The sequence below is a fragment of the Enterobacter sp. WCHEn045836 genome (assembly GCF_003965585.1).
Taxonomy (GTDB): domain Bacteria; phylum Pseudomonadota; class Gammaproteobacteria; order Enterobacterales; family Enterobacteriaceae; genus Enterobacter; species Enterobacter dissolvens.
This window is the reverse complement of the sequence record NZ_RXPT01000019.1, coordinates 36,824-60,383: the sequence shown is the minus strand read 5'-3', so window position 1 is coordinate 60,383 and position 23,560 is coordinate 36,824. Positions and strand designations below refer to the sequence as shown.

The following is a 23,560-nucleotide window of genomic DNA, read 5'->3' as shown; positions in this document are numbered from 1 at the left end:
GTATAACATGAAGGCGCCTTTGTTGTTATGCAACGGTTGGAGCAGGCGTCACGTAACGTTATACTGCTTCTCTTTCTTATTAAGACAACTGTCGATGCCTATATGCCTGTTTTCGCACTGATCGCCCTTGTTGCCTACTCTGTCAGCCTTGCGCTGATCATTCCCGGACTGCTGCAAAAAAACAGCGGCTGGCGGCGCATGGCTATTCTGTCGGCGGTGATCGCACTGATTAGTCACGCTTTTGCGCTGGAATCACGCATCATTCCCGGTGACGGCAGCGTGCAAAACCTGAGCGTGCTGAACGTCGGCTCGCTGGTCAGCCTGATGATCTGTACGGTGATGACGATTGTTGCCTCGAAGAATCGTGGCTGGCTGTTGCTGCCCATTGTTTATGCCTTCGCGCTGATCAATCTGGCCTTAGCCACCTTTATGCCCAATGAGTTCATTACGCATCTGGAAGCCACGCCGGGCATGCTGGTACACATCGGCCTGTCGCTGTTCTCTTACGCAACGCTGATCATTGCCGCGCTCTACGCCATGCAGCTTGCCTGGATTGACTACCAGCTGAAAAATAAAAAGCTGGCGTTTAACCATGAGATGCCGCCGCTGATGGTCATTGAGCGTAAGATGTTCCACATCACCCAGGTGGGTGTCGTGCTGCTGACCTTAACGCTCTGCACCGGCCTGTTTTATATGAAAAACCTGTTCAGCGTGGAGAATATCGACAAAGCGGTGCTCTCCATCATCGCGTGGTTTGTCTATATTGTCCTGTTATGGGGCCATTATCATGAAGGCTGGCGCGGTCGTCGCGTGGTCTGGTTCAACGTCGCGGGTGCGGGCATTCTCACCCTTGCCTATTTCGGTAGCCGCTTCATACAGCAATTTGCTGGCTAAGTAACAAAGGAGTTCCCCCTGGAACACATCTCTACCACCACGCTGATCGTTACGCTGATCGTCATGGTGGTCATCTCCGCCTATTTCTCTGGCTCGGAAACCGGCATGATGACCTTAAACCGCTACCGGTTACGTCATCGTGCTAAACAGGGTAACCGCGCCGCACGTCGCGTTGAAAAACTGCTCCGTAAACCGGATCGCCTGATAAGCCTGGTGCTTATCGGTAACAACCTCGTCAATATCCTCGCCTCTGCGCTGGGCACCATTGTCGGGATGCGCCTGTACGGCAACGCCGGGGTCGCGATTGCCACCGGCGTCCTGACCTTTGTGGTGCTGGTGTTTGCGGAAGTGCTCCCCAAAACTATCGCTGCGCTTTATCCGGAAAAAGTGGCTTACCCGAGCAGCTTCCTGCTGGCACCGCTGCTGATCCTGATGATGCCGCTGGTCTGGCTGTTGAATATGGTCACCCGTATCCTGATGCGCATGGTCGGCATCAAAGCCGACGTCGCCATCAGCAGTGCACTCAGCAAAGACGAGCTGCGCACCATCGTGAACGAATCCCGCTCGCAGATTTCACGCCGCAATCAGGACATGCTCCTGTCGGTGCTGGATCTGGAAAAGGTCAGCGTTAACGACATTATGGTGCCGCGTAACGAAATCGTCGGGATTGATATTAACGACGACTGGAAGGCCATCGTCCGCCAGCTGACCCACTCCCCGCACGGACGCATTGTGCTGTATCGCGACTCCCTGGACGACGCCATCAGCATGCTGCGCGTGCGGGAAGCGTATCGCCTGATGACCGAGAAAAAAGAGTTCACCAAAGAGGTGATGCTGCGTGCCGCCGACGAGATTTACTACGTACCGGAAGGGACGCCGCTCAGCACGCAGCTGGTGAAATTCCAGCGTAACAAGAAGAAAGTCGGCCTGGTGGTCGATGAGTATGGCGATATTCAGGGGCTGGTGACGGTCGAAGATATTCTGGAAGAGATTGTCGGGGACTTTACCACCTCCATGTCCCCTTCTCTCGCGGAAGAGGTCACGCCACAAAACGATGGCTCGGTACTGATTGACGGCAGCGCGAACATCCGCGAACTCAATAAAGCCTTTAACTGGCATCTGCCGGAAGATGAGGCTCGCACCATCAACGGGATGATTCTGGAAGCGCTGGAAGAGATCCCGGCGGCTGGCACGCGGGTGCGTATTGAGCAGTATGATATTGATATCCTGGACGTGCAGGACAATATGATTAAGCAGGTGAAGGTCCTGCCTGTTAAACCACTGCGCGAAAGTATCGCGGAATAAAGTTGTAGGCCGGGCAAGGCGAAGCCGCCGCCCGGCACTACGGGACGGCAAATTACGCTTTCGCTTTCGCCACGGTCACCATCGCAGCACGGATGGTACGGCCGTTCAGGGTATACCCTTTCTGCATCACGCCCAGCACTTTACCGGCTTCAACGTCTTCTGATTCCACCATCGCAATCGCCTGGTGTACGTTAGGATCCAGCGGGACGTCGGTATCGGCAATCACTTCCACGCCGAACTTACGCACCACGTCCAGCATGGATTTCAGCGTCAGTTCGATACCTTCGATCATTGCCGCGTTGTCCGGATTCGCTTTATCAGCCACTTCCAGCGCGCGATCGAGGCTGTCGATTACCGGCAGCAGTTCGTTGACGAATTTCTCCAGCGCAAACTTATGCGCCTTCTCAACGTCCTGTTCGGTACGACGACGCAGGTTTTCCATTTCCGCCTTGATGCGCAGAACACTGTCGCGTTCGCGATTCTGTGCTTCTACCAGTTGGGCTTCCAGATTCGCAATTTTTTCATCGCGCGGGTCCACCTGCTCAGCAGATGCGTCTGGCTCTACAGCCTCAACGTCATCGTGCTGTTCCGTGATAATTTCTTCAGGGGCTTGCCCCTCAGGCGTTTTCTGTTCTTTACTACTCATGAATTTCTCCGCGTTTTTCTGCATTCATCTCGCTAACTTCGCTTATTATGGGGATCAGTTTCCTGGATTCAAGGGAACAAGAGAGATTGTCATCATTCATCAGGCACAAGGACCTCCAGAAAATGAATAATCATTTCAGGTGTATTGGGATCGTCGGGCACCCGCGTCACCCTACGGCATTGACGACACATGAAATGTTGTATCGCTGGCTGTGTAGCAAAGGCTATGAGGTGATGGTTGAGCAGCAGATCGCTCAGGAACTGCAGCTTAAGAGCGTCAAAACCGGCACGCTGGCAGAGATTGGACAGCAGGCGGATCTCGCCGTGGTGGTCGGCGGCGACGGCAACATGCTCGGCGCGGCCCGCACGCTGGCGCGCTACGACATAAAAGTCATCGGCATCAACCGTGGCAATCTCGGTTTTCTGACCGACCTCGACCCGGACAACGCGCAGCAGCAGCTGGCCGATGTGCTGGAAGGACACTACATCAGCGAAAAACGTTTTTTACTGGAAGCGCAGGTGTGTCAGCAGGACTGCCAGAAACGCATCAGTACCGCCATTAACGAGGTGGTGCTTCACCCCGGCAAAGTGGCGCATATGATTGAGTTCGAAGTGTATATCGATGAAATCTTCGCGTTCTCCCAGCGTTCTGACGGGCTGATTATCTCCACGCCGACGGGCTCGACCGCCTATTCGCTTTCCGCGGGAGGACCAATCCTGACGCCTTCGCTGGATGCCATTACGCTGGTGCCGATGTTCCCGCACACCCTTTCTGCCCGCCCTCTGGTGATTAACGGCAGCAGCACCATCCGCCTGCGTTTCTCGCATCGCCGTAATGACCTGGAGATCAGCTGCGACAGCCAGATCGCACTGCCTATTCAGGAAGGTGAAGATGTACTGATTCGTCGGTGTGATTACCACCTGAACCTAATTCACCCGAAAGATTACAGCTATTTCAATACATTAAGCTCGAAGCTTGGCTGGTCAAAAAAATTGTTCTGATTTTGCATCCAGCACTTTACTGTATAAAAAACCAGTTTATACTGCATGAAAACACAGTTATGGTTTTTCATACAGGAAAACAATTATGCTGGCACAACTGACCATCAGCAACTTTGCCATTGTTCGTGAGCTTGAGATCGATTTCCACAGCGGCATGACGGCGATCACCGGGGAAACCGGTGCGGGTAAATCCATTGCCATTGATGCCCTCGGCTTGTGCCTTGGCGGGCGTGCTGAGGGTGACATGGTGCGCATGGGCGCCAACCGTGCTGATCTCTGCGCTCGCTTCTCCCTGAAAGACACCCCTGCGGCCCTGCGCTGGCTCGAAGAAAACCAGCTTGAAGATGGACGTGAGTGTTTACTTCGTCGCGTTATCAGCAGCGACGGTCGTTCACGCGGTTTTATCAACGGTACGGCGGTACCGCTTTCTCAGCTTCGCGAGCTGGGCCAGTTGCTTATTCAGATCCATGGTCAGCACGCGCATCAGCAGCTGGTTAAGCCGGAGCAGCAAAAATCGCTGCTCGATGGCTATGCAGGTGAGTATGCACTTACTCAGTTGATGGCAGAACACTATCGCCAGTGGCACCAGAGCTGCCGCGAGCTGGCTCAGCATCAGCAGCAAAGCCAGGAGCGTGCCGCACGCGCCGAACTGCTGGAGTATCAGCTCAAAGAACTGAACGAGTTTAATCCGCAGGCGGGTGAGTTCGAACTCATTGACGAAGAGTACAAGCGTCTGGCCAACAGTGGCCATCTGCTCTCTACCAGCCAGAATGCCCTCACCTTACTGGCAGATGGCGAAGACGTTAATCTGCAAAGCCAGCTGTATAACGTGCGTCAGCTTGTTACCGAGCTGGCGGGCATGGACAGCAAACTGTCCGGCGTGCTGGATATGCTGGAAGAAGCGGCGATTCAAATCTCTGAAGCCGGTGATGAACTGCGCCACTACTGTGAACGTCTGGATCTCGACCCCAACCGTCTGTTTGAGCTGGAACAGCGCATTTCCCGTCAGATTTCGCTGGCGCGCAAGCACCACGTCACGCCGGAAGAGTTGCCTGCGTTCTATCAGTCTCTCCTTGATGAACAGCAGCAACTCGACGATCAGGCTGATTCACTGGAAACGCTGACTCTAGCGGTTAACCAGCACCATCAGCAGGCGCTGACCACGGCAAAACAGCTGCATGATGTTCGTCAGCATTATGCTCAGGAACTCAGCCAGCACATTACCGACAGCATGCATACGCTGGCGATGCCACACGGCGTATTCACGATTGATGTCCGCTTCGAAGAGAACTCCCTGACGGCGGAAGGCGCGGATCGCATCGAGTTCCGTGTCACCACCAACCCAGGCCAGCCGTTACAGCCTATTTCCAAAGTGGCATCCGGCGGTGAGCTCTCCCGTATTGCTCTGGCGATTCAGGTTATCACCGCCCGTAAAATGGAAACCCCGGCGCTGATTTTCGATGAAGTGGATGTGGGGATCAGCGGCCCGACAGCCGCAGTGGTGGGTAAACTGCTGCGCCAGCTGGGCGAATCAACGCAGGTGATGTGCGTCACCCACCTGCCGCAGGTGGCGGGCTGTGGTCATCATCACTTTATCGTGAGCAAAGAAACGGACGGTGAAATGACCGAAACGCACATGAAACCGCTGGATAAACGCTCGCGTCTGCAGGAGCTGGCTCGTCTGCTGGGAGGCAGCGAAGTCACCCGCAATACGCTCGCGAATGCGAAAGAACTGCTGGCGGCATAAACTTTTTCGGGATCTCAGGGTCATACAGAACAACAAAAACGCCGCCAGACCGGTTTCAAAGTGGGGCAAGGTCTATTATCATCGGCATATTACATATGAGCCGCGTACTGCTCGGGCCCGAAAAGGAATCAAATCACTATGCGCTGTAAAACGCTGACCGCTGCCGCTGCGGTTCTTCTGATGTTGACCGCAGGCTGTTCCACTCTGGAGAAAGTGGTTTACCGTCCTGACATCAACCAGGGGAACTACCTTACCCCTAACGATGTGTCTAAAATCCGTGTAGGGATGACACAACAGCAGGTCGCTTATGCACTGGGAACCCCGATGATGTCCGATCCGTTCGGCACCAACACCTGGTTCTATGTATTCCGTCAGCAGCCAGGCCACGAAGATGTGACCCAGCAGACCCTGACGCTGACCTTCAGCAGCGCCGGTGTGTTGACCAACATCGACAACAAGCCTGCCCTGACCAAATAATCCGGCGTCAGAAATGCAAAAAGGTGCTCAATGAGCACCTTTTTTGTATCGACATTTCGCACTGGATCGTAGCCCCGGTAAGCGCAGTGCCACTACAGGGGAAAGAAAGCGCTACTTACCAGATTTCTCCGCACGCTGGCGACGCAGCTCTTTCGGGTCGGCAATCAGCGGACGATAAATCTCCACCCGGTCGCCCTCTTTCAGCACATCACCGAGCTTCACGGGGCGGCTGTAAATGCCGACTTTATTTTTTGCCAGATCGATATCGCGACGAAGCTCCAGAATGCCGGAGGCGCGGATAGCCGCCTCAACGGTTGCGCCCTCTTCCAGCGTCACGCGCTGCAGATACTGCTTCTCCGGCAACGCATAGACCACTTCCACCGCTATCTTATGCGACACTGTAGACCTCTTTGGCGCGGGTCGTGAACGCCTGAACCATATTGGACGCCAGCTCTTTGAAGATGCGGCCAAACGCCAGCTCAATCAGCTTATTGGTAAACTCAAAGTCCAGATGGAACTCGATGCGGCAGGCATCAGCGCTCAGCGGCGTAAACTTCCAGCCTCCCATCAGGGTCTTAAACGGACCATCCACCAGATGCATCAAAATACTCTGATTGCTCGTCAGCGTATTGCGGGTGGTGAACGTCTTGCTGATCCCCGCTTTGGAGACATCCACCGCCGCCGTCATCTGCGTCGGGCCAGACTCCAGAACGCGGCTCCCGGTGCATCCCGGAATAAATTCTGGATAGGACTGAACATCGTTCACTAACTGATACATTTGTTCCGCGCTGTAAGGTACAAGCGCAGTACGGCTAATCTGAGGCATAGCTTTTCCCATGGTCACACAACGGACAAATAATAACATTTATCACCTGTTAAAAAAACGCTAAGCCTCATCTCGTGCTAAGATAGCGCGTTAGACCTCACAGGACGCAATGAGGTGACTTTTTGAAATCAGATTACCGACGGCTTTACGACACTTATGACGAAGAAAAAAGCACATAAACCAGGCTCGGCGACCATTGCGCTCAACAAGCGTGCTCGCCATGAGTATTTCATTGAAGAAGAATTTGAAGCTGGCCTTGCCCTGCAGGGCTGGGAAGTAAAATCCCTGCGCGCCGGGAAAGCCAACATCGGCGATAGCTATGTGATCCTGAAAGATGGCGAAGCCTTCCTGTTCGGTGCCAACTTTACGCCGCTGACCGTCGCCTCTTCGCACTACGTGTGTGACCCAACGCGCACCCGTAAGCTGCTGCTGAACAAGCGTGAACTGGAATCCCTCTACGGGCGCATTAACCGTGAAGGGTTTACCGTGGTCGCACTGTCGCTGTACTGGAAAAACGCCTGGTGCAAAGTGAAAGTTGGCGTCGCTAAAGGTAAAAAACAGCACGACAAACGTACTGACCTGAAAGAGCGCGAATGGCAGCTCGACAAAGCACGTATTATGAAAAACGCAGGACGTTGATTCTGCACACTTATTGTACTATTCAATAAGTTAGCGTTCCGGGCTGGTATCCAGGAAGTGAAATCTGGTATACTGAGTTCAACACTATTGGGGCTGATTCTGGATTCGACGGGATTTGCGAAACCCAAGGTGCATGCCGAGGGGCGGTTTGCCTCGTTAAAAGCCGCAAAAAAATAGTCGCAAACGACGAAAACTACGCTTTAGCAGCTTAATAACCTGCTCTGAGCCCTCTCTCCCTAGCTTCCGCTCTTAAGACGGGGATCAAAGAGAGGTCAAACCCAAAAGAGATCGCGTGGAAGCCCTGCCTGGGGTTGAAGCGTTAAAACTAATCAGGCTAGTTCGTTAGTGGCGTGTCTGTCCGCAGCTGGCGTGCGAATGTAAAGACAAACTAAGCATGTAGTACCGAGGATGTAGAAATTTCGGACGCGGGTTCAACTCCCGCCAGCTCCACCAAAATTCTCCATCGGTGATTACCAGAGTCATCCGATGAAGTCCTGAGAGCCCGCATGGCGCAAGCCCTGCGGGCTTTTTTGTGCCTTCAAGTTGTCCCGCGAAGTCTGATACCAACTAATTAAATCCGAACCTTTTAGGCACCTTGTTAGGCACCTCAAAAAGCTTTATTGTTTTTGAGGTGCCTAAAACTATGGAAACCCGGCAATGGCAAGACAAACCTCTATCCGTTAAAGAAATCGAATCTGCTAAACCCAAGGGAGCGGACTACGTTCTCTATGATGGCGATGGCCTTGAGCTACTTATCAAATCCAGCGGGAGTAAAATCTGGCAGTTTCGCTACATTCGCCCTGTCACCAAGAAATGTGCGAAAAAGAGCATAGGCCCCTACCCGTCGGTTACGCTTGCCGATGCCAGAAACTATCGGGCAGAGTCTCGCTCTCTCCTTGCGAAACAAATCGATCCACAGGAACATCAGCAAGAACAACTTCGCAGTTCGCTTGAAGCTAAAACCAATACTTTCCAACTCGTGGCTGAACGATGGTGGAATGTGAAGAAAGCCGGCGTGACAGAGGACTATGCCGACGATATCTGGCGCTCTCTTGAAAGAGATGTCTTTCCTGCAATTGGCGACATTAGCGTTACAGATATTAAAGCTCACACACTGGTTCAGGCCATCCAACCAGTTCAGGCCAGAGGAGCACTGGAAACCGTTCGTCGCCTGTGCCAACGCATTAATGAGGTCATGATCTATGCCCAAAACACAGGACTGATTGATGCTGTTCCCAGCGTTAATATCGGTAAAGCCTTCGAGAAGCCTCAGAAAAAGAACATGCCCAGCATTCGACCAGATCAGCTACCTCAACTGATGCATACAATGCGAACAGCCAGCATTAGCCTTTCCACACGCTGCCTGTTCATGTGGCAACTTCTTACTATTACCCGCCCTGCCGAAGCGGCTGAAGCTCGCTGGGAAGAGGTAGACATAGAAGCGCGAGAGTGGAAAATTCCTGCAGCACGCATGAAAATGAACCGCGACCATACTGTGCCCTTGTCAGATGAAGCAATAGCTGTGCTGGAGATGATGGAGCCGTTAAGCGGGAACCGAGAATTTATCTTTCCTAGCCGTATTAAGCCCAACCAGCCAATGAATAGCCAGACCGTTAACGCATCGCTAAAACGTGCAGGTTTTGGTGGTATGCTCGTTTCACACGGTTTGCGTTCTATCGCCAGTACAGCCCTTAACGAACAGGGTTTTCCACCTGACGTTATTGAAGCGGCATTGGCCCACGTGGATAAGAACGAGGTTCGTCGTGCGTATAACCGCAGTGATTATCTTGAGCAGCGACGACCTATGATGCAATGGTGGGCTGATTTTATTATAACAACAGATAGAGAAAATTTAGTTAAAAGTGGATTAAGAGGAATAAGACTCGTTGGATAATACTTATAAACCAAGGGCTGCCCCAATACCTTAACTTGACTGTGTAGAACCATGCCTGCGATACGATATAAACACCGGCAGGGTGACAACCCTGCCATAAACCATAAAATATGGGATTGACGAGCTAAGTAGAACTATAAGTAAGGGAGAATTCTTTGATTCTCTTCACTGGAGAGCTATACGACTAAATCAATTTTCACATTGCTTGGGTATCAGCACACCTTTTCTCTAATGCCAATTGGGAAATGATTCAATTGAAAAAATTGCCACTTTTGAGCTTCATCAGAATTATGAAAAAATCTCGTAAAAACACTCCCAAAGCACATGAGTCATAACGTAGTATATCTTAAGATAACAATAGGTTATTTCATGCCACGGCGTATCGCCGAAAGGAAAATCCTAGGTCCCGCACATGAATCATCAAGAAAAACGCAAATACATACCACTTAACGTAGGCGAGACGGCAGTATTACATGACGCCAACACCTTACTTCCACGCGAGGAGATTTACGAGAGGTTAGCAGCATTCATCATAGAAGCAAGAGATCGTGCTGATGAGGCAAAAGGAAAGCCGCTAAATGAGCTACGTGCACATAATGCTATATCTATCGATGGTGCCCGTGGTACCGGCAAAACAGCAGTACTCGTTAACCTCCAACGTTATCTCGCTCTGGAGCACAGCAAGCTGTTGTCAGATATCCACATTCTGGAGCCAATCGACCCAACCTTGCTAGAAGATGGAGAGTCATTATTCCTACATATTTTAGTGGCTGCAGTGCTGCATGATGATGGAATCAAGCAGGCCCAACGCAACAACCCTGAACGATCTCGCATGCTGAATCAGGCCTTGGATAAGCTCGCACATTCGCTGGAAGCCGTCGATACACAGAAAGAGCGCCAAGGAATGGACAAAGTTCGTGCTATGTATGGCAATAAACATCTAGCCGACTGCGTGCAAGACTTCTTTCGTGAAGCTACAGAGCTTATAGGTAAAAAGCTACTGATCCTACCTATTGACGATGTGGATACATCCCTAAATCGTGCCTTTGAGAACTTAGAGATTATTCGTCGCTACCTGACAACACCTTATGTGCTCCCCATCGTTAGCGGTGACCGCGGCCTGTATAATGAAGTGACATGGCGGGATTTTCATAGCCGATTGACCAAAGATTCCGCATACCGGTCAGAATTAGCATATACAAAAGCACTTGAATTAGCCGATGAATATCAGCGTAAAATCCTTCCTTTCCCGCGTCGATTAACCATGCCAGCTGTCAGCACCTACTGGCAGCAGGAAAACATCTATTTATACGATGAAAAGCATGGCGATATTATGCCACTGCGTAACTTTATCTCTTGGATGGGAGCATTTTTAGAAGGACCAGTAAACGGCCAAGAAGATAGTCGCCTGTTATTACCTATACCGTCTATACGCAGTTTGACCCAACTTGTAAATCATTGTAGTTCCTTTATCCCCCTGTTACCTGATGCAATTCGTGGCGCTAAAAACGAATTAGAAGTGCGCCGGATCTGGCAGATGCCAACCGTACCATTAGAAGTCTTGGCTAATTTCCAATCTAGGCATAGTGAGCTAAATGAAAGAGTAAAACGTGAATATGGGGATGCATACAAAGCATTCTCAGAAAGAATGAAAGAGATTTCTCCAGTTGACTATTCCCTGTGTAAGATTAAACACGTAGATGGTGACCAGGACAGCATAACGAAAAGTGATTTAACTAAAAAAATAGCAGAATACTTCCGTTTTGAACCCAGAGCTGGCGCAGTTTATTTAGTGTTGCTTGCCAAACAACATTGGAAATTTTGGGCATCATCTTCTCCACTATTACGCCAGAGTAGTATTTTTGATACACCATTATTCCAGCCGTTGGCACACAATAAAACTGAGCTTGATTTTTTTGATAAAACTGCAGATCTTTCAGCATGGCCTAGTGCATTGGAAAACCGATTACCTAGTGAATGGCTTGCTGGTCTAAAATCTAGACAAACTATTTTGCCATACCCTGTGGCAGAAGTTGGAATTAATGCAGCCAGTCGCTGGGATTATAAGAAACTTATCTCTTCACTTACGCTAGAAGATCTAGATGAAGCTAATAAAAACAGAGCAACATTTTTGATTACATTGCTAGCACAGCGCAATTTTTATACAAATGCCAATCAGACGATGCTGTTGAATATAGGTCGTATTTTTGAGCTAATCATTGCCAGTATTATTGGGCCGGTTTCCCAGGAAGACATTCAAGCCATTTTGAATCGAGCGCCTTTCTTTTCTACCCGTGCATTGGCTCCGACCAAAACTCTTACACTTGAAGATGCGAGCGGAGAGGAACAAGATGCGATAGAGGTTGAATCGGATTATCCCTTTGAATTAATTGGCTCCTTGGTGGCTGATATCAACGAATGGCGTAACAATCATGAGGTGGATATAATAGAACTGTCACCTTGGTTGGTTTATAAGGTATTCAATAAGGTATATAGTCAAGTAACTCGCAATATAAAACCGGCAAAAGGGATATACCTTATCGGCCCATCCATCAATATAGTGGCTCATACATTTTACGCCACCTGGTCTGCTTTTGGTAGTTTTGAAAAAGGAGAGTTATTCGGTTTACCGAATGTGGTAGCAACGACCAACCTCAATTTAGATAGACTGAAAAACTTTGCGAACAACCCTCTTTTCACTACAAACATTGGTCCATTCGCGCCAACTAATGCACAAATCATTAATCGCGATGAAACTTACGAAAATAGAAGCACTTACGGCAGAAATACCCGTACAATAAGTTATTGCCTCGCTGAGCATCCATTAAAAATGTGGATTGATAAGGCTATTGATATTGAATGGCCTAGGCCTGTAAAGGACTCAACGGCTAAAATCGAGAGTTTCCTGAGAGAAAACTTACGAATAAAAGCCCAAAAATTGGATAAAGGCACCATCACTACAGCAGCAAAGAAAAGGACAAAAGCCCAGCGAGATAAAATCCTTGAGCAGATTCAACTTGCCGAATTTGATGAAGACAATGAGTTGATCAGGCTTTTTATTGAAATCTCCGCTCAGCTGGATATAATTGAACCAGCGAAAGAGACACCGTAATGCTCAAACGAACTCTTAGCGAGCATGCTGCCGAATGCTTTTACAGTGATGAGCGTTTGGCCACATTGCTATGGGAAAGCTTACAGCCAAAATCAGCCGGATTCCCGACTGATTATTGGAGTAATCTCCAAGAACATTTCTATCATTTACTGGTCGAGGGCGTTGAAGCACGCTACCCACGTGAGCACCGGTTGACCGATGTTCGCCAATTAATGGGACATATGTGTGATGGTGGATTGCTGTTAACCCCTGATTTGCCATGGCTACAAGAATTACAGGAAAGGCTGCTGCTACGCAATGGCGACCTATTATGTTATCGCGAGCGTGAGGTACAGGCTTATGTACGCCTCGCAGCAGGGATTGATCCAACGCTGCTGGCTAGCTGGCATCTAGCTCAGTGGCTGGAAAATACTCCGAAGCTAACCGAGCATAATATTCAACGCGTAGTATCAGCCCAAACTCAGTTTTTTGCGCCACTTGGCAACCAATCACTTCCTTTTGCCGAAGGGCATGTGCATTTTTGGGGAGTTACCGCTGACAATATCATTTTAGATAAGTATTTTTTTGGCGGGAATAAGTTAGCGCTGAGTAAAAAAGCAAATCTTTGGGAACGTGAGCAGTATGACCACTTAAAGATAATGATGCATCGGGCCCACCGGCTGCTCGCTTTATTGTTGGATCAACGGCAAGATTGGCGAAAGCACCTCCAGCATTTATTGATACCGATGGACACGCCGATTGCTTTACCTGATTGGCAGCTACTGCAAGACACCTTAGCAGCCGCTAGCGCTGGCTCGGTAGAATGGTTACTGAGTGAGTTCGCCCGTGCCATGCAACATGCTGATGCTAATCGTTGGTTGTGGCTTCACTTATATTTATCTTACCGCTACCGTGCGCCCGACACCCCCCCTTTACAAAGAGCGGCTATTTTGTGTTTCTGGCAAACAACTAACTCGTTACGCCGTAGCTTGATCATGGATGGTCAGGGGTTAACGCGCTTCGCTGAGCGTTATTATGGAGCAGCGCTTGGTCGTGGGGACGACTATCAGATAAATATAAATCGCATCTGGGCCGGAGCAAACGATGTCTCTGAGATCAAATCGGGACCAACATCGTTCAACCCCAAATTAGCTCGCGAGATCGCCAGAGGATTAATCACTAATGCCGGGTTGAATTTGCCCAAGCCGCCGTATATCTTCGGCGAATCGGAGATTCCTCTGGATATTAAGGCATTAACAAGCATTCAGGCCCTAGAGCGCTGGCAGTATTGCGGCCATTTTTCGCGGTCAGTCGAACATAATCAAATTAAACGCCCCACTCCGAACAGCAAGAAACTATGGAAAGACGCAGAGAAATTAAAACATAATTTGCGAAGTGCTTCTGGTTGGAGTGATGAAGAGTTTCTAGGGGGAAATCTCAATAAAAACTTCCGGTTTCAACCTTCGCGTTGGTTTCGTGGGCTAGATGTAGCAGGCGATGAAAATGCCCTAAAAATTGAATGGTTTGCGCCAGTACTGCGCTGGTTACGAAGTGATTTTAGTTCGAGCCAAGGCGAGGAATTAGCCAGTACTGGTTTTCATCTAAGTATTCATGCCGGAGAAGACTACGCTCATCCAGCCTCGGGAATGCGGCACATCGACGAAACGGTCCGCTTTTGCGAAATGCGCGAAGGCGATAGGTTAGGGCACGCATTAGCATTAGGGGTGGTTCCTAAAATTTGGGCAAAGCGACAGGGCGAAATGATACTGCCGCTAGATGAACACCTAGATAACCTTGTGTGGCTATGGCACTACGCCAGCCTTTTAAGCAGCAGCGTCACATTGGCGCAGCAAGTACTACCATTATTCACGAGGCGGATTGCCCGTTTCTGGCGTGAGTCGAGCTGGTGGCAAGTACCGGATCTAATGAATCCGTCTGACTTAGAAATGGGTTCGGCTGACTTTGATAACTCACCGTTAAGACATACAACACCTGATGATTTATTTGCGGCGTGGCTGCTACGTCGTAACTGCCATCACTGCTGGAAAGAATTGTTTGATAGGGGGACGTTGGATTCCAAGGAAATAGTTGCCCTGCCTGATTACGAGCAGCTTACGGGCAAACAGACTCTGGCAGTAAAGTTATATTTAGCACGTCATGAATGGTTGAAAACAAATAAGGATGATCAGCTTGTCATTGTACGAACGGGAAATGAGAGTCAGGTACAATCTCATTTTAAAAGCACGCGCAAAGAAAAAGTTTTGGAAGATGTCGAAACAATTGCTGAACTGGACTTTATGCATGCATTGCAAGACTGGTTGCTGAGCGAATACGACAATTTTGGACTAATTATCGAAGCAAATCCAACATCGAATGTTTATATCGCGCGGCTAAAATCACATGCTGAACATCCTATATTTCGATGGTCTCCACCTGATGAGTCTCAGCTTGTAAATGGCGCAGCGGCCAATCTTTATGGGTTACGGCGTGGTCCAGTACGAGTGCTTGTGAATACCGACGACCCGGGCATAATGCCGACCACACTACGGACCGAATTCTTGCTATTGCGCGAAGCTGCTTTCGAACTAAACATTGGCCGGACGGTAGCTGAACGCTGGCTGGAGATGCTAAGACAATATGGTATCGAGCAATTTTATCGCAACCATAAACCAGTATTTGAGCCGGTATAATTAAAATCCACCGTCCCAGGACGGTGGATTTGATTTCACCCCCGTATGGACACTCAAAGTTGGGTTCATAAAGGCCTCTTTTCATTCTTACTTTATTCACTCTGATCTTTACGAAAAATCATCGATTCTTACGAAAGGTCTACCATTAGCGTTGAAGGAAATGCTTCTCCCTCCTGTCCTCTATAACTAAGTGAATTTAAGGTCAACGACCAAGAACACCACAGATACCTCGCGATGATCGATACGATAGGTTGCCATATATCCGCATGTCTCATAATCGGGTGGCCCCAGATATTCACAACGGAGGTATGTAAGTTCTGACGGTGCCTCATATTCAAGCATGCATCCAATATAATCTAACAGAGGTTTGATCTCCTTCGCATAGGAGTAAGTTACATGGAAATAGGTCTCACAAATACCATATGACAACAGTTTGTCAAAATGCTTTTTTATGTTGACTCGCTCAAGCCCACTACAAACAAGTGCTTCATAAATGGCAATTTCTTGCCCCGACACTCTTATAACAGCATCTCGTTCACCAGGGTTACCATTAGACGTTGACCCACCGAGAGACTGATCAGCTACATCCCATTTGGCTAGTGAAAGTGAAGCTCCTAACACCTCTCTCACTGCGCTGTTAAGATCATCCTCAAATTTTGCCTCATCCTCAGTATTTTTCCTGTCGCGAAGCATCGCAGCCATATGTTGAAGTGAGGCAACAGCACGCGAGACTTGTCGAATGAGATAACCTCGAACACCTCTACCAGTGGGCCCAAGTATGTTCCCGACCAATGAAGGCGGGAGCTCACTTAATTGCTGCAGGGCGGCACGGATAGACGATATTAAATCGACATCTACAGATGCAGAAGCAATACTGGCTGGGAGCTGGCCGGACTGGAGATTATTTCTAAGTGCGACAAGTTGGTCGTCATCACCAAACTCTGTAATGGCAGCATCCAATATTGCCATCGCTTCGTCCCTATGTCCCATCTCATATTTTGCTAGTACAACAATATGTTCGATGTTCGCACTGCGCATTTCTCTACGGTGGTTAGCTACTGATTTTACTGCTTCTTCGGGACGTTGTAAGGCAAGCATTAACAGGGCGCGGTTTGCAAGTAAGCTGCTGCTGGCAAGCTCCTCATTTACGTTAACCACAGCATTGATTTCTGCAAGCAAACTTTCGCCTATTGATATGTTATCACCAGTCAATGGATGCAGGGTTGGCCCCAGAAGTTGTTGGATAGCAACAGCGAAAATGTTCTCCTTATAAGCGGAGGCAGAGCCGGGAATAGCAGCTAAACGCCGCAACACTGCCAAAGCTCCTGTCAAATTTCCGTTTGGGCGCAAAAGCTGGGATGTTGCTCGATAGAAATCGAGCTGGTTTTGCGCCTGGCGTGTCGTGAATTCATCCAGCGTTAAGGGAATGGCAGTGGTATCAATTGCAGCCCACATTCTTTCCTTCATAAGCAATTGAAGTTCTAAGCTAAAAAGCCCAAGTCGATACTGCGATGGCGCTCTATCTAAATCTTGCCCAACATCGTTCAGATGCTCGCGAGCCAGAGCATATTCACCAGCAAACAATAACGATTCAATCCGGTGTTGCAATTCTGACCAGGTCCAAAATCTTGAAGCCTCTCCCGGCCCAAGTTGCCGTAATCTACTCTGGATTTTTGACTTTCCAACCGCAGGCAAGTGCTGGCAAAGCTCAGAGAGAAAAACAGGATCGTCAGACTGAGTGAATACTTGCAGCATATCTTCCTGACAATGGCTATCGAACTTGCGCCAAGCAGCTGCAAGATCTCTTGCTGGAGACCCATCCTCGCGAGCAAGGAAATTACTTGGACTATAACGTTCCGTTAAAGCTCCAACGCGTCCTTTTTCAGCATGCTCAATAACAGTTCGAGAGATCAATAATTTTAACGAATTGAATAATTCCGACGGTATACTCTCTTCAGGCCAACCGGCCACGGCACGAGCGAGCAATCGCACGTGTTCTCTTAATGTTTTAGCAATTGAAGAATGCAAAGACGGTCTTTCATCGTCAGTAGCTACACTTATTAGTTGCGCACTATCAAACGGTATCAAAAAGGCATCACGATCAGCGATCGATTGTGAGAATGCGGTCTTAACCATTTGCGCGGCCAACTCTGAGGATAAATCAGAGGTATCGGTCCAATCCAAGTTTAAATCACGTGCAAATTTTGTATACAGTGCAACAACTGGAAGGGTGTCAACATTCAATGCATTTGAAAGACAATTAATTCCGTCGAGAACACCAGCGAAACGAGCCCTGGGTACGTTGTTTTTATAGGAAATCTGGCTTACGAGGTATTGCAACAACGAAGTCTGAAGCCCTTCCCTTTTCTTTGCAGCCATTCCGAGGAGTTGTCGCCCAACAACTCTTCTCGAATCAGCTAAAGCACGCCCACGACCAGTGTTATTGGAATAGCACCACGTGATCAATGCGGAAAACTCCTCAAGATCCAGCGAGTTACTATTAATATGGTAAGCCAATAATGATAGCGAGTCTTGAACTGCAAATGCCTTCATCTGCGCTTCACGATTTAAATTGCGATCGCTATTTCTGCCTGACTTTGGCCACCATTCTATTGCTAATTTAGTACCCAAACATGCAACACGAGGATGCATAAGCATATCTATCAATAGTTCCGGTACCGTGCAAGTTCGAAGTAGAAAATGTTGTAAAGCCATTGGATAGTCGGCTATAAACGACATAAACGCGGTTGCTGAAGACGAGATATGTGGCCCTATATCAACCTTCTCGAGCTCAGAACAAAGCAGGCTAAATGCAACACCTATAGAACCATTCTGCCCCTTAAAGAGCCGTTCCATCATGATATGTTCAACATCAATTCCTGCAAACCAATCAGCCTTGCCTACCAAAGTACTTGGTGGAAGCACCCTAGGTACTCCAGCAAACCGTAGCTGGTCTTTCGGAATCGCGAACGTTTTTTCAAGTACCTTTATATAACTTGGGATATCATTTTCCCAAGAACCCCAAAGAGTCTGACGCTCCAAAATCCGATTAGCAGCTTCGCGGCAATAGCGCGCTTCGCTTTCTCTCCAGCCAGTGTCCCAATGAACGTATACACCGAGGACTTGGCACCAGGCGGACCACTCCAGGAAGGCTCTATCAACCTCTTCTCTTAGACCCAACGAATCGTGAATTTCTTCCTGATTCGAAGTTGAATCCTGAAATGCATCATTGCAATTTTCTTTAAATTTCAACTGGGCACATAGGCGTTCCCACAACCGACCAGCAAGCCAGTCAGGGTTATTAGTGGGAATATATCGCTCCAACCAGTGTTCATCCAATATCTGGGCAGCTAGCGTTTGCGCGCCCTGAGTCAAATTTAAGGTCTTCGGAACTAGTTTGATCTTAGAAAGATTATTTAGAAAACTCTTTGTGCTTGGAGTAGGGTACGTAATATGCGAAAGCGTGCCCGGAGGTGAGCACTGCATAACCCAGCGACCACCGTCGAAAACTATCCAACCTAGACGAGTTAGCTCACTGAAAGCAGGACCTCCATCGGCAATACGCTCCTTTGACTCGTCCCAGATTTTGGCAATATCCTTTGCTGCACCAAAATACTCTAGTCGGTAGTGCTGGCAAAAATCGAGGAGCTCTATTTCATCGAACATTTCTACTTGCCCGAAACCAGAGCGCAGATGACTAGTAGTGGGTAGCCAACGTCTAAACATTTGCCTGAGCCCGCGTCGGACATCGAGTGGTGCCCACATTCCTTCGAGCTGAGGCACATCTTCAATTCCTGCCATTATCGATCCTTTAATCTTCACATCCCGCATAGCAGGAAAAAGCTACAACGAAACCAGTCGTTAGGTACGATATCTGCCAACTAATATCAATTATGTCTGTAGCATTATGTGATTATTTGTATTTCGTCTTCAGCAAACCATTGACTCTCCTTAATTCGAGCCATTGCTGCCGCTGGATCGGACGACCAAAGCACTAAGGCGAGCGATTCTTGCGCCCTGCTACAAGTCACGTACAGCAAACGTAAAGTCCGGTCAATTGTTGTCTCCTTACCAGCCTCTGCATTCTTTTTATCTGTTGGACTTAACTGCGTACCACCAAAAATTTTGTCGTACTTAATGAGAGTTCCACCAGCAAGAGCATCATCCATTACAACCATGACGTGCTTGAATTCAGAGCCTTTAACTACCTGATGTGTAGCGAGCTCTGAAATCCCAGCAAGGTAATTCCGATAGCACTTAAGTTGTTTCCATGGAGCAGCAAACAATGCACACCATCCACGGCGCATTCTTGCTTGCTTTGACTCATCTTCACCTCGTCCAGGAGCTTGCGGGGCTGGTGACTTGTCAGCATAAGCCTCCTGAAGGCGATGATCTACTTCAAATAATTTTGCATTTAAAACTGGTGCTAATACTTCAGCGATCGTTGACTCAGTATTGGCGCAAGCCATTGCAAATATCGCTATCGCTTCGAGCATTTCATCAGTACGTTCAGCTCTTGCTTCTGAGTCCTCAGGCATATTGTCTAAACCGCCATAACGTCGAAAAACCTCGGTGGCCTTAAACTCATTAACGATTCCTTCATCACTGACGCAGGCTTCTAAATGCGCCAGCTCATTAAGCAAAATTTGTACTGTTGAAGGCCCCTTATTGTCCCCACTGCCAGATGGTGCTGCAGCGTTGGGATCTAACAGAACCATTGCCTCATAGACATCAAGAAACGAGCCACGAGTGGCGACAAGCTTATGCTCAAGCGCAAGCAACTGATATTGCCCTTGATTCCAATCTGCTAAACCACTAATTTCAAACATTCGCTCAGCGCACCAGCGTTCACTAGGCACTTTATCTTCTGGACTTCGTGATGTATCCCCCAAGAAGAGCCGAACCGTTCCACCAGCTTTTTCCGTTCGGGGATGTTGTGCTGAGCCCTTTGTTGGTTGTGTCCTGCCTTCAAATTCAGTTTCCCAGATTTTATTAATCAGTGTGACTATCCGTCGTTGACTGCGATGATTCATTTGTAACTCAGGCGTTGCCCAACTTTCCGGAACAATGCTTGGAAGATCGGCATGACCATCCATATAAATTCGTTGTCGATGATCTCCCAGCAGACCAAGAGTCAAATCTCTCTCACTTTTTTTGGCAAGCACCATCAAGGAGTCCAGTACACCTTTCATCGTGTCCTGCGACTCATCAATCAGTATGATTGGATGTCGATCTTTGAGAATGGATTGGAGTGTTGGCTTATTTTGAAGCAACCAAGCTGTCGCATCGAGTACGTAATTGTGTGGTAGTGCACCAGGTCCATATGTATTGCGATCGGGATGGTATTTGAATACTTCAGTTGTCCGAAGAACCTCGATTTCATTTGTGATTTCGTCAAGGTCACGCTGTTTTGCTGCAGTAATACCCCTCGGTTTCGCTTGTGCCTCTGCAGTCTCTTTAGCGAGTTGAGCTTCTTTTACTGCTATAAGGGACTCGCGAATATCATCGTTGAACCCATTAATTAATTCCCAACAAAACGAATGGATGGTAGACACACAGACTAAGCTATTGTCTCCAAGACGTCCGTTGATTACAGAGACAGCATTCTTTGTATACGTTACCACTCTAATAGAACGCCCATACATCTTCAGGGACCGTGCCAATTGTCCCCCCTTCTCATGCTCGGTCACACCAGTAAGGCGACGTAAAACTTCCACCAATGTTCGTGTTTTACCGGAACCAGCCCCCGCAAAAAGGAAGTAGTTACGAGGTGGAATGTCTGTAAGGTAGCCGCAAATCTCTTCTACTACCCCTGCATCGCGATCATTGCCGTCAAGGATTAGTGAGTTAGTCATGGCATCACCTCCTTGCTTGGCTCAAGCTGTGTCTGGAGCCATTCCAATGCATCCACGATATATTTAGGACAGACAATCGGCTCATCCGCAGCAACCATTTCAAAGATGCTTGCGGCAAAATCTCCTTTATTAAAAGATCCATGCATTAATTTGTGCAGAGCAGCGAGCAGTTCTGGAATATTATCATTTTCAGCGACCTGTCTTGCTACTGAGCCCAGTGCGCCTTTTGGCGGTGTGATCTGCTTGCCTTCGTCATCGACTTTTTCATTCATCAACGCCTTAAACCAAGGAATATTTCTTAGTATAAGAGAATCCTCAAAAGTACTTGGCCACTGATTACCAGCTTCGGCTACAGGCAACTGCCATGCGAAACGTACAGAACATTCGGCAATTTCGTTCCAGACAATATGCTCATCTTTCGGGTTCTTGAAATCTTCAAGCTGTTGCAGCTTAGGGTGCCATCCGCGAAGAGTCGGGTTCCCACATTGCAGCCCGGGTTGTCCTGTATTAGCTACAGCAACTAAGGTTGTGGTCGGATCCCCATTTTTTTTAGGCTTACCTGGTCTTTCTTCAACTGGATCAATATCAGTAATAATTACAGTTGGAATACGGAGTCTTTCAACGAGAGATTTTAGCCGATGAGCATGGCTGCCACCAATATCAAGGAAGGACAGATAGCGACTGTTGAGTGTTGCGAAATCTCTTTCAATGAAAAGAGGTAACAACATTCGCTCAGCAACCCCCTCGACAAAGATTGCAGCATTGGCAAATAAAAGGTCTGTGTGTTGAACGCGAAAATAACGCTCAGCGAATTGACGGGTCGTTTTATCATCACCAAAAACTTGCCCAAGATTGACCACCTCGGTGGTAGGCATGTTTTGTTCTTCACTCTTGGCAACACGGCGAACATATCGTAGCCGGTCAAAATTCTCAGCATGAGCTAGATGGCTAGAATGAGTACTGATAATCAATTGGCTTTTAAGGCCTGACTCAGCGCTACCGTTAGGGCTGATTAGCTTATGTGCCTTACCTGGGAAAATACGTTGTACCTGTACGTGCAAATGAGCCTCGGGCTCCTCAATCATAACCAGGTGAATAGGTACTGGAGCGCCCTTTTCAGGATTTAGGCGAGCAGCTTTGAAGGAAACTAGTTGGTAACTAAGTGACTGTAAATTCTGATAACCGAGTCCAATGGAATATTCTGGGAGAAGCTCCTCTAATGAATCCTTCTGCATGCTGTATTGAACAGCTGTCCCATGGTCGAGTAATTCGGCTGTCTGTATGCGCGTGCGGAAACGAATCTCTTGGGGGTCATGCAAGCCGGGATACCCGAGCTCTTTAACCTCTTCTACGGATGGTCCAATAGCCTCATGAATCTTTTTATCTAGTTCCTGCTGGGCATCAGCAACAGCTTTTATGAGGTCAGCTCGATGCCCATGACCTGTTGCTGCCACATTTAGATGCTGTCGAGCAAATTTGAGAAGCTGATTAGAGAATAAACCTATGCGATGGGGACCAGAAGCAGACCGGGAATCGGCTTCCTCACTACCAAGGCCACGCTGTGCAGCCACAAAGTCTACTTTTATGATTTTCTGCAAATGTTTACGATCAATTGGACTAGAGTTAGCATCCAATATCTGGCTAACATAGGTCTTTATTCCGTCCAAAGGGTTGTTATCTGCATCCAACTTATAGGCCCGAACCTGGCCGAGTAGCGAAGGTTCTCGCAGCCAAAAATCAAGAAGATCAATCGGCCACGCAAGCGAATCCTTTCCCATATCCTTCACAGGTATTCTCGTCAGGTGATACTTCCAAGCCAACTGCTTCAGATCCTCAATGTTCGTAGCAGGTTCCAGACGCAATCGGACACCTACCCCGCCCCCCTTCCAACTGAATTTTGACAAGAACGGAGAGACATAGTGGAACATACCGGCCTTAGCATCGAACCATAGATCTAGCGTTGGCATCGCCGAAAGTAAGGTTCCAAGTTGCTCTACCCATTCATCTTCGGATGCGCCAGACGTAGATGGATCTTCTTCTAATGCGTCCCAAGCTCTTCCAAGTTCCCGCAATTTTGGCCATTGAGAAACACTGATATCGAAAGCACCAAATGGCGAGCCATCTGCGAGGAAATGGCGCAACGCTGCCAGAATTGATGTTTTGCCACTATTATTCGCACCGACGAGAATAGTAGTCTTTGGATCAACTTCAAGCTGGACCTTACCAAGTCGGCGGAACTGGCAAAGCTCAACAAACCGAAGGGATATCTGCCCAGTTAATGATGTGGTGGCGTCTGCTGCTGACATTGTGGCTCCTCTCAATCCGTATAGGGATGCGCCAACCTGTAGCAGCTTAGCGCTACGCCGTAAGCTCGAGTCCTTCCACCATGATGATGTTGAGGCACAATTAGAAAGAACTGACACGGCAAGTCATATTACCGCTTCGCTCAAAAATACCAATCCTTAATTATACTCTAACTGATTCATGTCACAGTG

15 protein-coding genes and 1 other RNA gene are annotated in these 23,560 nt (G+C 48.5%); 10 read left to right on the top strand and 6 right to left on the bottom strand.

The window, feature by feature from the left end; genetic code table 11:
- Nucleotides 1-102 precede the first annotated feature (102 nt).
- On the top strand, nucleotides 103-894 hold the full coding sequence (locus tag EKN38_RS21095) for an inner membrane protein YpjD (RefSeq protein ID WP_014832951.1): 792 nt from the start codon (nucleotides 103-105) through the stop codon (nucleotides 892-894).
- Between the two features lie 18 nt (nucleotides 895-912).
- Entirely contained in the window at nucleotides 913-2,199 is a 1,287-nt protein-coding gene (locus tag EKN38_RS21090; protein WP_043951683.1) for an HlyC/CorC family transporter, read from the top strand.
- Between the two features lie 52 nt (nucleotides 2,200-2,251).
- Here EKN38_RS21090 and grpE read toward each other — a convergent pair whose 3' ends face one another.
- Nucleotides 2,252-2,845 carry a nucleotide exchange factor GrpE gene (gene grpE, locus EKN38_RS21085; protein ID WP_014832953.1) on the bottom strand — a complete coding sequence of 198 codons (594 nt, stop codon included), beginning with the start codon at nucleotides 2,843-2,845 and terminating at the stop codon, nucleotides 2,252-2,254.
- Between the two features lie 122 nt (nucleotides 2,846-2,967).
- Here grpE and nadK point away from each other — a divergent pair, with 122 nt between their 5' ends.
- The 3 genes from nadK (at nucleotide 2,968) to bamE (ending at nucleotide 6,070) form a co-directional block, all read left to right on the top strand.
- Nucleotides 2,968-3,846: an NAD(+) kinase gene (gene nadK, locus EKN38_RS21080; RefSeq protein WP_013098356.1), complete on the top strand. Its 879-nt coding sequence runs from the start codon at nucleotides 2,968-2,970 to the stop codon at nucleotides 3,844-3,846.
- A gap of 85 nt (nucleotides 3,847-3,931) precedes the next feature.
- Nucleotides 3,932-5,593: a DNA repair protein RecN gene (recN, locus tag EKN38_RS21075; protein WP_014832954.1), complete on the top strand. Its 1,662-nt coding sequence runs from the start codon at nucleotides 3,932-3,934 to the stop codon at nucleotides 5,591-5,593.
- A 138-nt stretch (nucleotides 5,594-5,731) separates the two neighbouring features.
- Nucleotides 5,732-6,070, top strand: coding sequence for an outer membrane protein assembly factor BamE (gene bamE, locus EKN38_RS21065; protein WP_003863121.1), 339 nt, complete (start codon nucleotides 5,732-5,734; stop codon nucleotides 6,068-6,070).
- A gap of 111 nt (nucleotides 6,071-6,181) precedes the next feature.
- Here bamE and EKN38_RS21060 read toward each other — a convergent pair whose 3' ends face one another.
- Together EKN38_RS21060 and EKN38_RS21055 are read right to left on the bottom strand one after the other, a co-directional pair.
- On the bottom strand, nucleotides 6,182-6,469 hold the full coding sequence (locus EKN38_RS21060; RefSeq protein ID WP_003863119.1) for an RnfH family protein: 288 nt from the start codon (nucleotides 6,467-6,469) through the stop codon (nucleotides 6,182-6,184).
- Nucleotides 6,459-6,896 (bottom strand): type II toxin-antitoxin system RatA family toxin, encoded by a 438-nt coding sequence (locus EKN38_RS21055; RefSeq protein ID WP_014832955.1) that lies wholly within the window; start codon nucleotides 6,894-6,896, stop codon nucleotides 6,459-6,461. Before EKN38_RS21055 ends, EKN38_RS21060 begins: the two co-directional genes overlap by 11 nt.
- A gap of 156 nt (nucleotides 6,897-7,052) precedes the next feature.
- On the opposite strand from EKN38_RS21055, the gene smpB reads away from it, so the two are divergent.
- From smpB to rdrB, 5 genes are all read left to right on the top strand, one after another.
- Nucleotides 7,053-7,535 (top strand): SsrA-binding protein SmpB, encoded by a 483-nt coding sequence (gene smpB / locus EKN38_RS21050; protein WP_008502505.1) that lies wholly within the window; start codon nucleotides 7,053-7,055, stop codon nucleotides 7,533-7,535.
- 89 nt (nucleotides 7,536-7,624) lie between these two features.
- Nucleotides 7,625-7,988, top strand: a transfer-messenger RNA (tmRNA) gene (gene ssrA, locus EKN38_RS21045).
- Between the two features lie 190 nt (nucleotides 7,989-8,178).
- A complete protein-coding gene (locus tag EKN38_RS21040) occupies nucleotides 8,179-9,429 on the top strand; it encodes an integrase domain-containing protein (RefSeq protein WP_014832956.1) in 1,251 nt (416 codons plus the stop codon).
- Nucleotides 9,430-9,841: 412 nt separating this feature from the next.
- Nucleotides 9,842-12,541, top strand: a complete 2,700-nt coding sequence (gene rdrA, locus EKN38_RS21035; protein ID WP_014832957.1) for an antiviral RADAR system adenosine triphosphatase RdrA — start codon at nucleotides 9,842-9,844, stop codon at nucleotides 12,539-12,541.
- Nucleotides 12,541-15,210, top strand: coding sequence for an antiviral RADAR system adenosine deaminase RdrB (rdrB, locus tag EKN38_RS21030; RefSeq protein WP_014832958.1), 2,670 nt, complete (start codon nucleotides 12,541-12,543; stop codon nucleotides 15,208-15,210). Before rdrA ends, rdrB begins: the two co-directional genes overlap by 1 nt.
- Before the next feature lie 186 nt (nucleotides 15,211-15,396).
- On the opposite strand, the gene EKN38_RS21025 is transcribed toward rdrB, so the two are convergent.
- The 3 genes from EKN38_RS21025 to EKN38_RS21015 all read right to left on the bottom strand — a co-directional run bounded on the left by EKN38_RS21025 (nucleotide 15,397) and on the right by EKN38_RS21015 (nucleotide 23,371).
- A complete protein-coding gene (locus EKN38_RS21025; protein ID WP_014832959.1) occupies nucleotides 15,397-19,011 on the bottom strand; it encodes a tetratricopeptide repeat protein in 3,615 nt (1,204 codons plus the stop codon).
- Between the two features lie 104 nt (nucleotides 19,012-19,115).
- Nucleotides 19,116-21,065: a UvrD-helicase domain-containing protein gene (locus tag EKN38_RS21020; protein ID WP_014832960.1), complete on the bottom strand. Its 1,950-nt coding sequence runs from the start codon at nucleotides 21,063-21,065 to the stop codon at nucleotides 19,116-19,118.
- The gene (locus tag EKN38_RS21015) at nucleotides 21,062-23,371 is read right to left on the bottom strand and encodes an AAA family ATPase (protein WP_014832961.1); all 2,310 of its coding nucleotides are present in this window, start codon (nucleotides 23,369-23,371) and stop codon (nucleotides 21,062-21,064) included. Before EKN38_RS21015 ends, EKN38_RS21020 begins: the two co-directional genes overlap by 4 nt.
- Between the last annotated feature and the right edge of the window lie 189 nt (nucleotides 23,372-23,560).

What these genes read in the sequence shown, in the direction of transcription:
- rdrA (WP_014832957.1), top strand. Translation starts at nt 9,842, where the DNA reads ATGAATCATCAAGAAAAACGCAAATACATACCACTTAACGTAGGCGAG.
- EKN38_RS21055 (WP_014832955.1), bottom strand. Translation starts at nt 6,896, where the DNA reads ATGCCTCAGATTAGCCGTACTGCGCTTGTACCTTACAGCGCGGAACAA.
- EKN38_RS21025 (WP_014832959.1), bottom strand. Translation starts at nt 19,011, where the DNA reads ATGGCAGGAATTGAAGATGTGCCTCAGCTCGAAGGAATGTGGGCACCA.
- EKN38_RS21020 (WP_014832960.1), bottom strand. Translation starts at nt 21,065, where the DNA reads ATGACTAACTCACTAATCCTTGACGGCAATGATCGCGATGCAGGGGTA.
- EKN38_RS21040 (WP_014832956.1), top strand. Translation starts at nt 8,179, where the DNA reads ATGGAAACCCGGCAATGGCAAGACAAACCTCTATCCGTTAAAGAAATC.
- nadK (WP_013098356.1), top strand. Translation starts at nt 2,968, where the DNA reads ATGAATAATCATTTCAGGTGTATTGGGATCGTCGGGCACCCGCGTCAC.
- recN (WP_014832954.1), top strand. Translation starts at nt 3,932, where the DNA reads ATGCTGGCACAACTGACCATCAGCAACTTTGCCATTGTTCGTGAGCTT.
- EKN38_RS21015 (WP_014832961.1), bottom strand. Translation starts at nt 23,371, where the DNA reads ATGTCAGCAGCAGACGCCACCACATCATTAACTGGGCAGATATCCCTT.
- grpE (WP_014832953.1), bottom strand. Translation starts at nt 2,845, where the DNA reads ATGAGTAGTAAAGAACAGAAAACGCCTGAGGGGCAAGCCCCTGAAGAA.
- EKN38_RS21095 (WP_014832951.1), top strand. Translation starts at nt 103, where the DNA reads ATGCCTGTTTTCGCACTGATCGCCCTTGTTGCCTACTCTGTCAGCCTT.
- bamE (WP_003863121.1), top strand. Translation starts at nt 5,732, where the DNA reads ATGCGCTGTAAAACGCTGACCGCTGCCGCTGCGGTTCTTCTGATGTTG.
- smpB (WP_008502505.1), top strand. Translation starts at nt 7,053, where the DNA reads ATGACGAAGAAAAAAGCACATAAACCAGGCTCGGCGACCATTGCGCTC.
- rdrB (WP_014832958.1), top strand. Translation starts at nt 12,541, where the DNA reads ATGCTCAAACGAACTCTTAGCGAGCATGCTGCCGAATGCTTTTACAGT.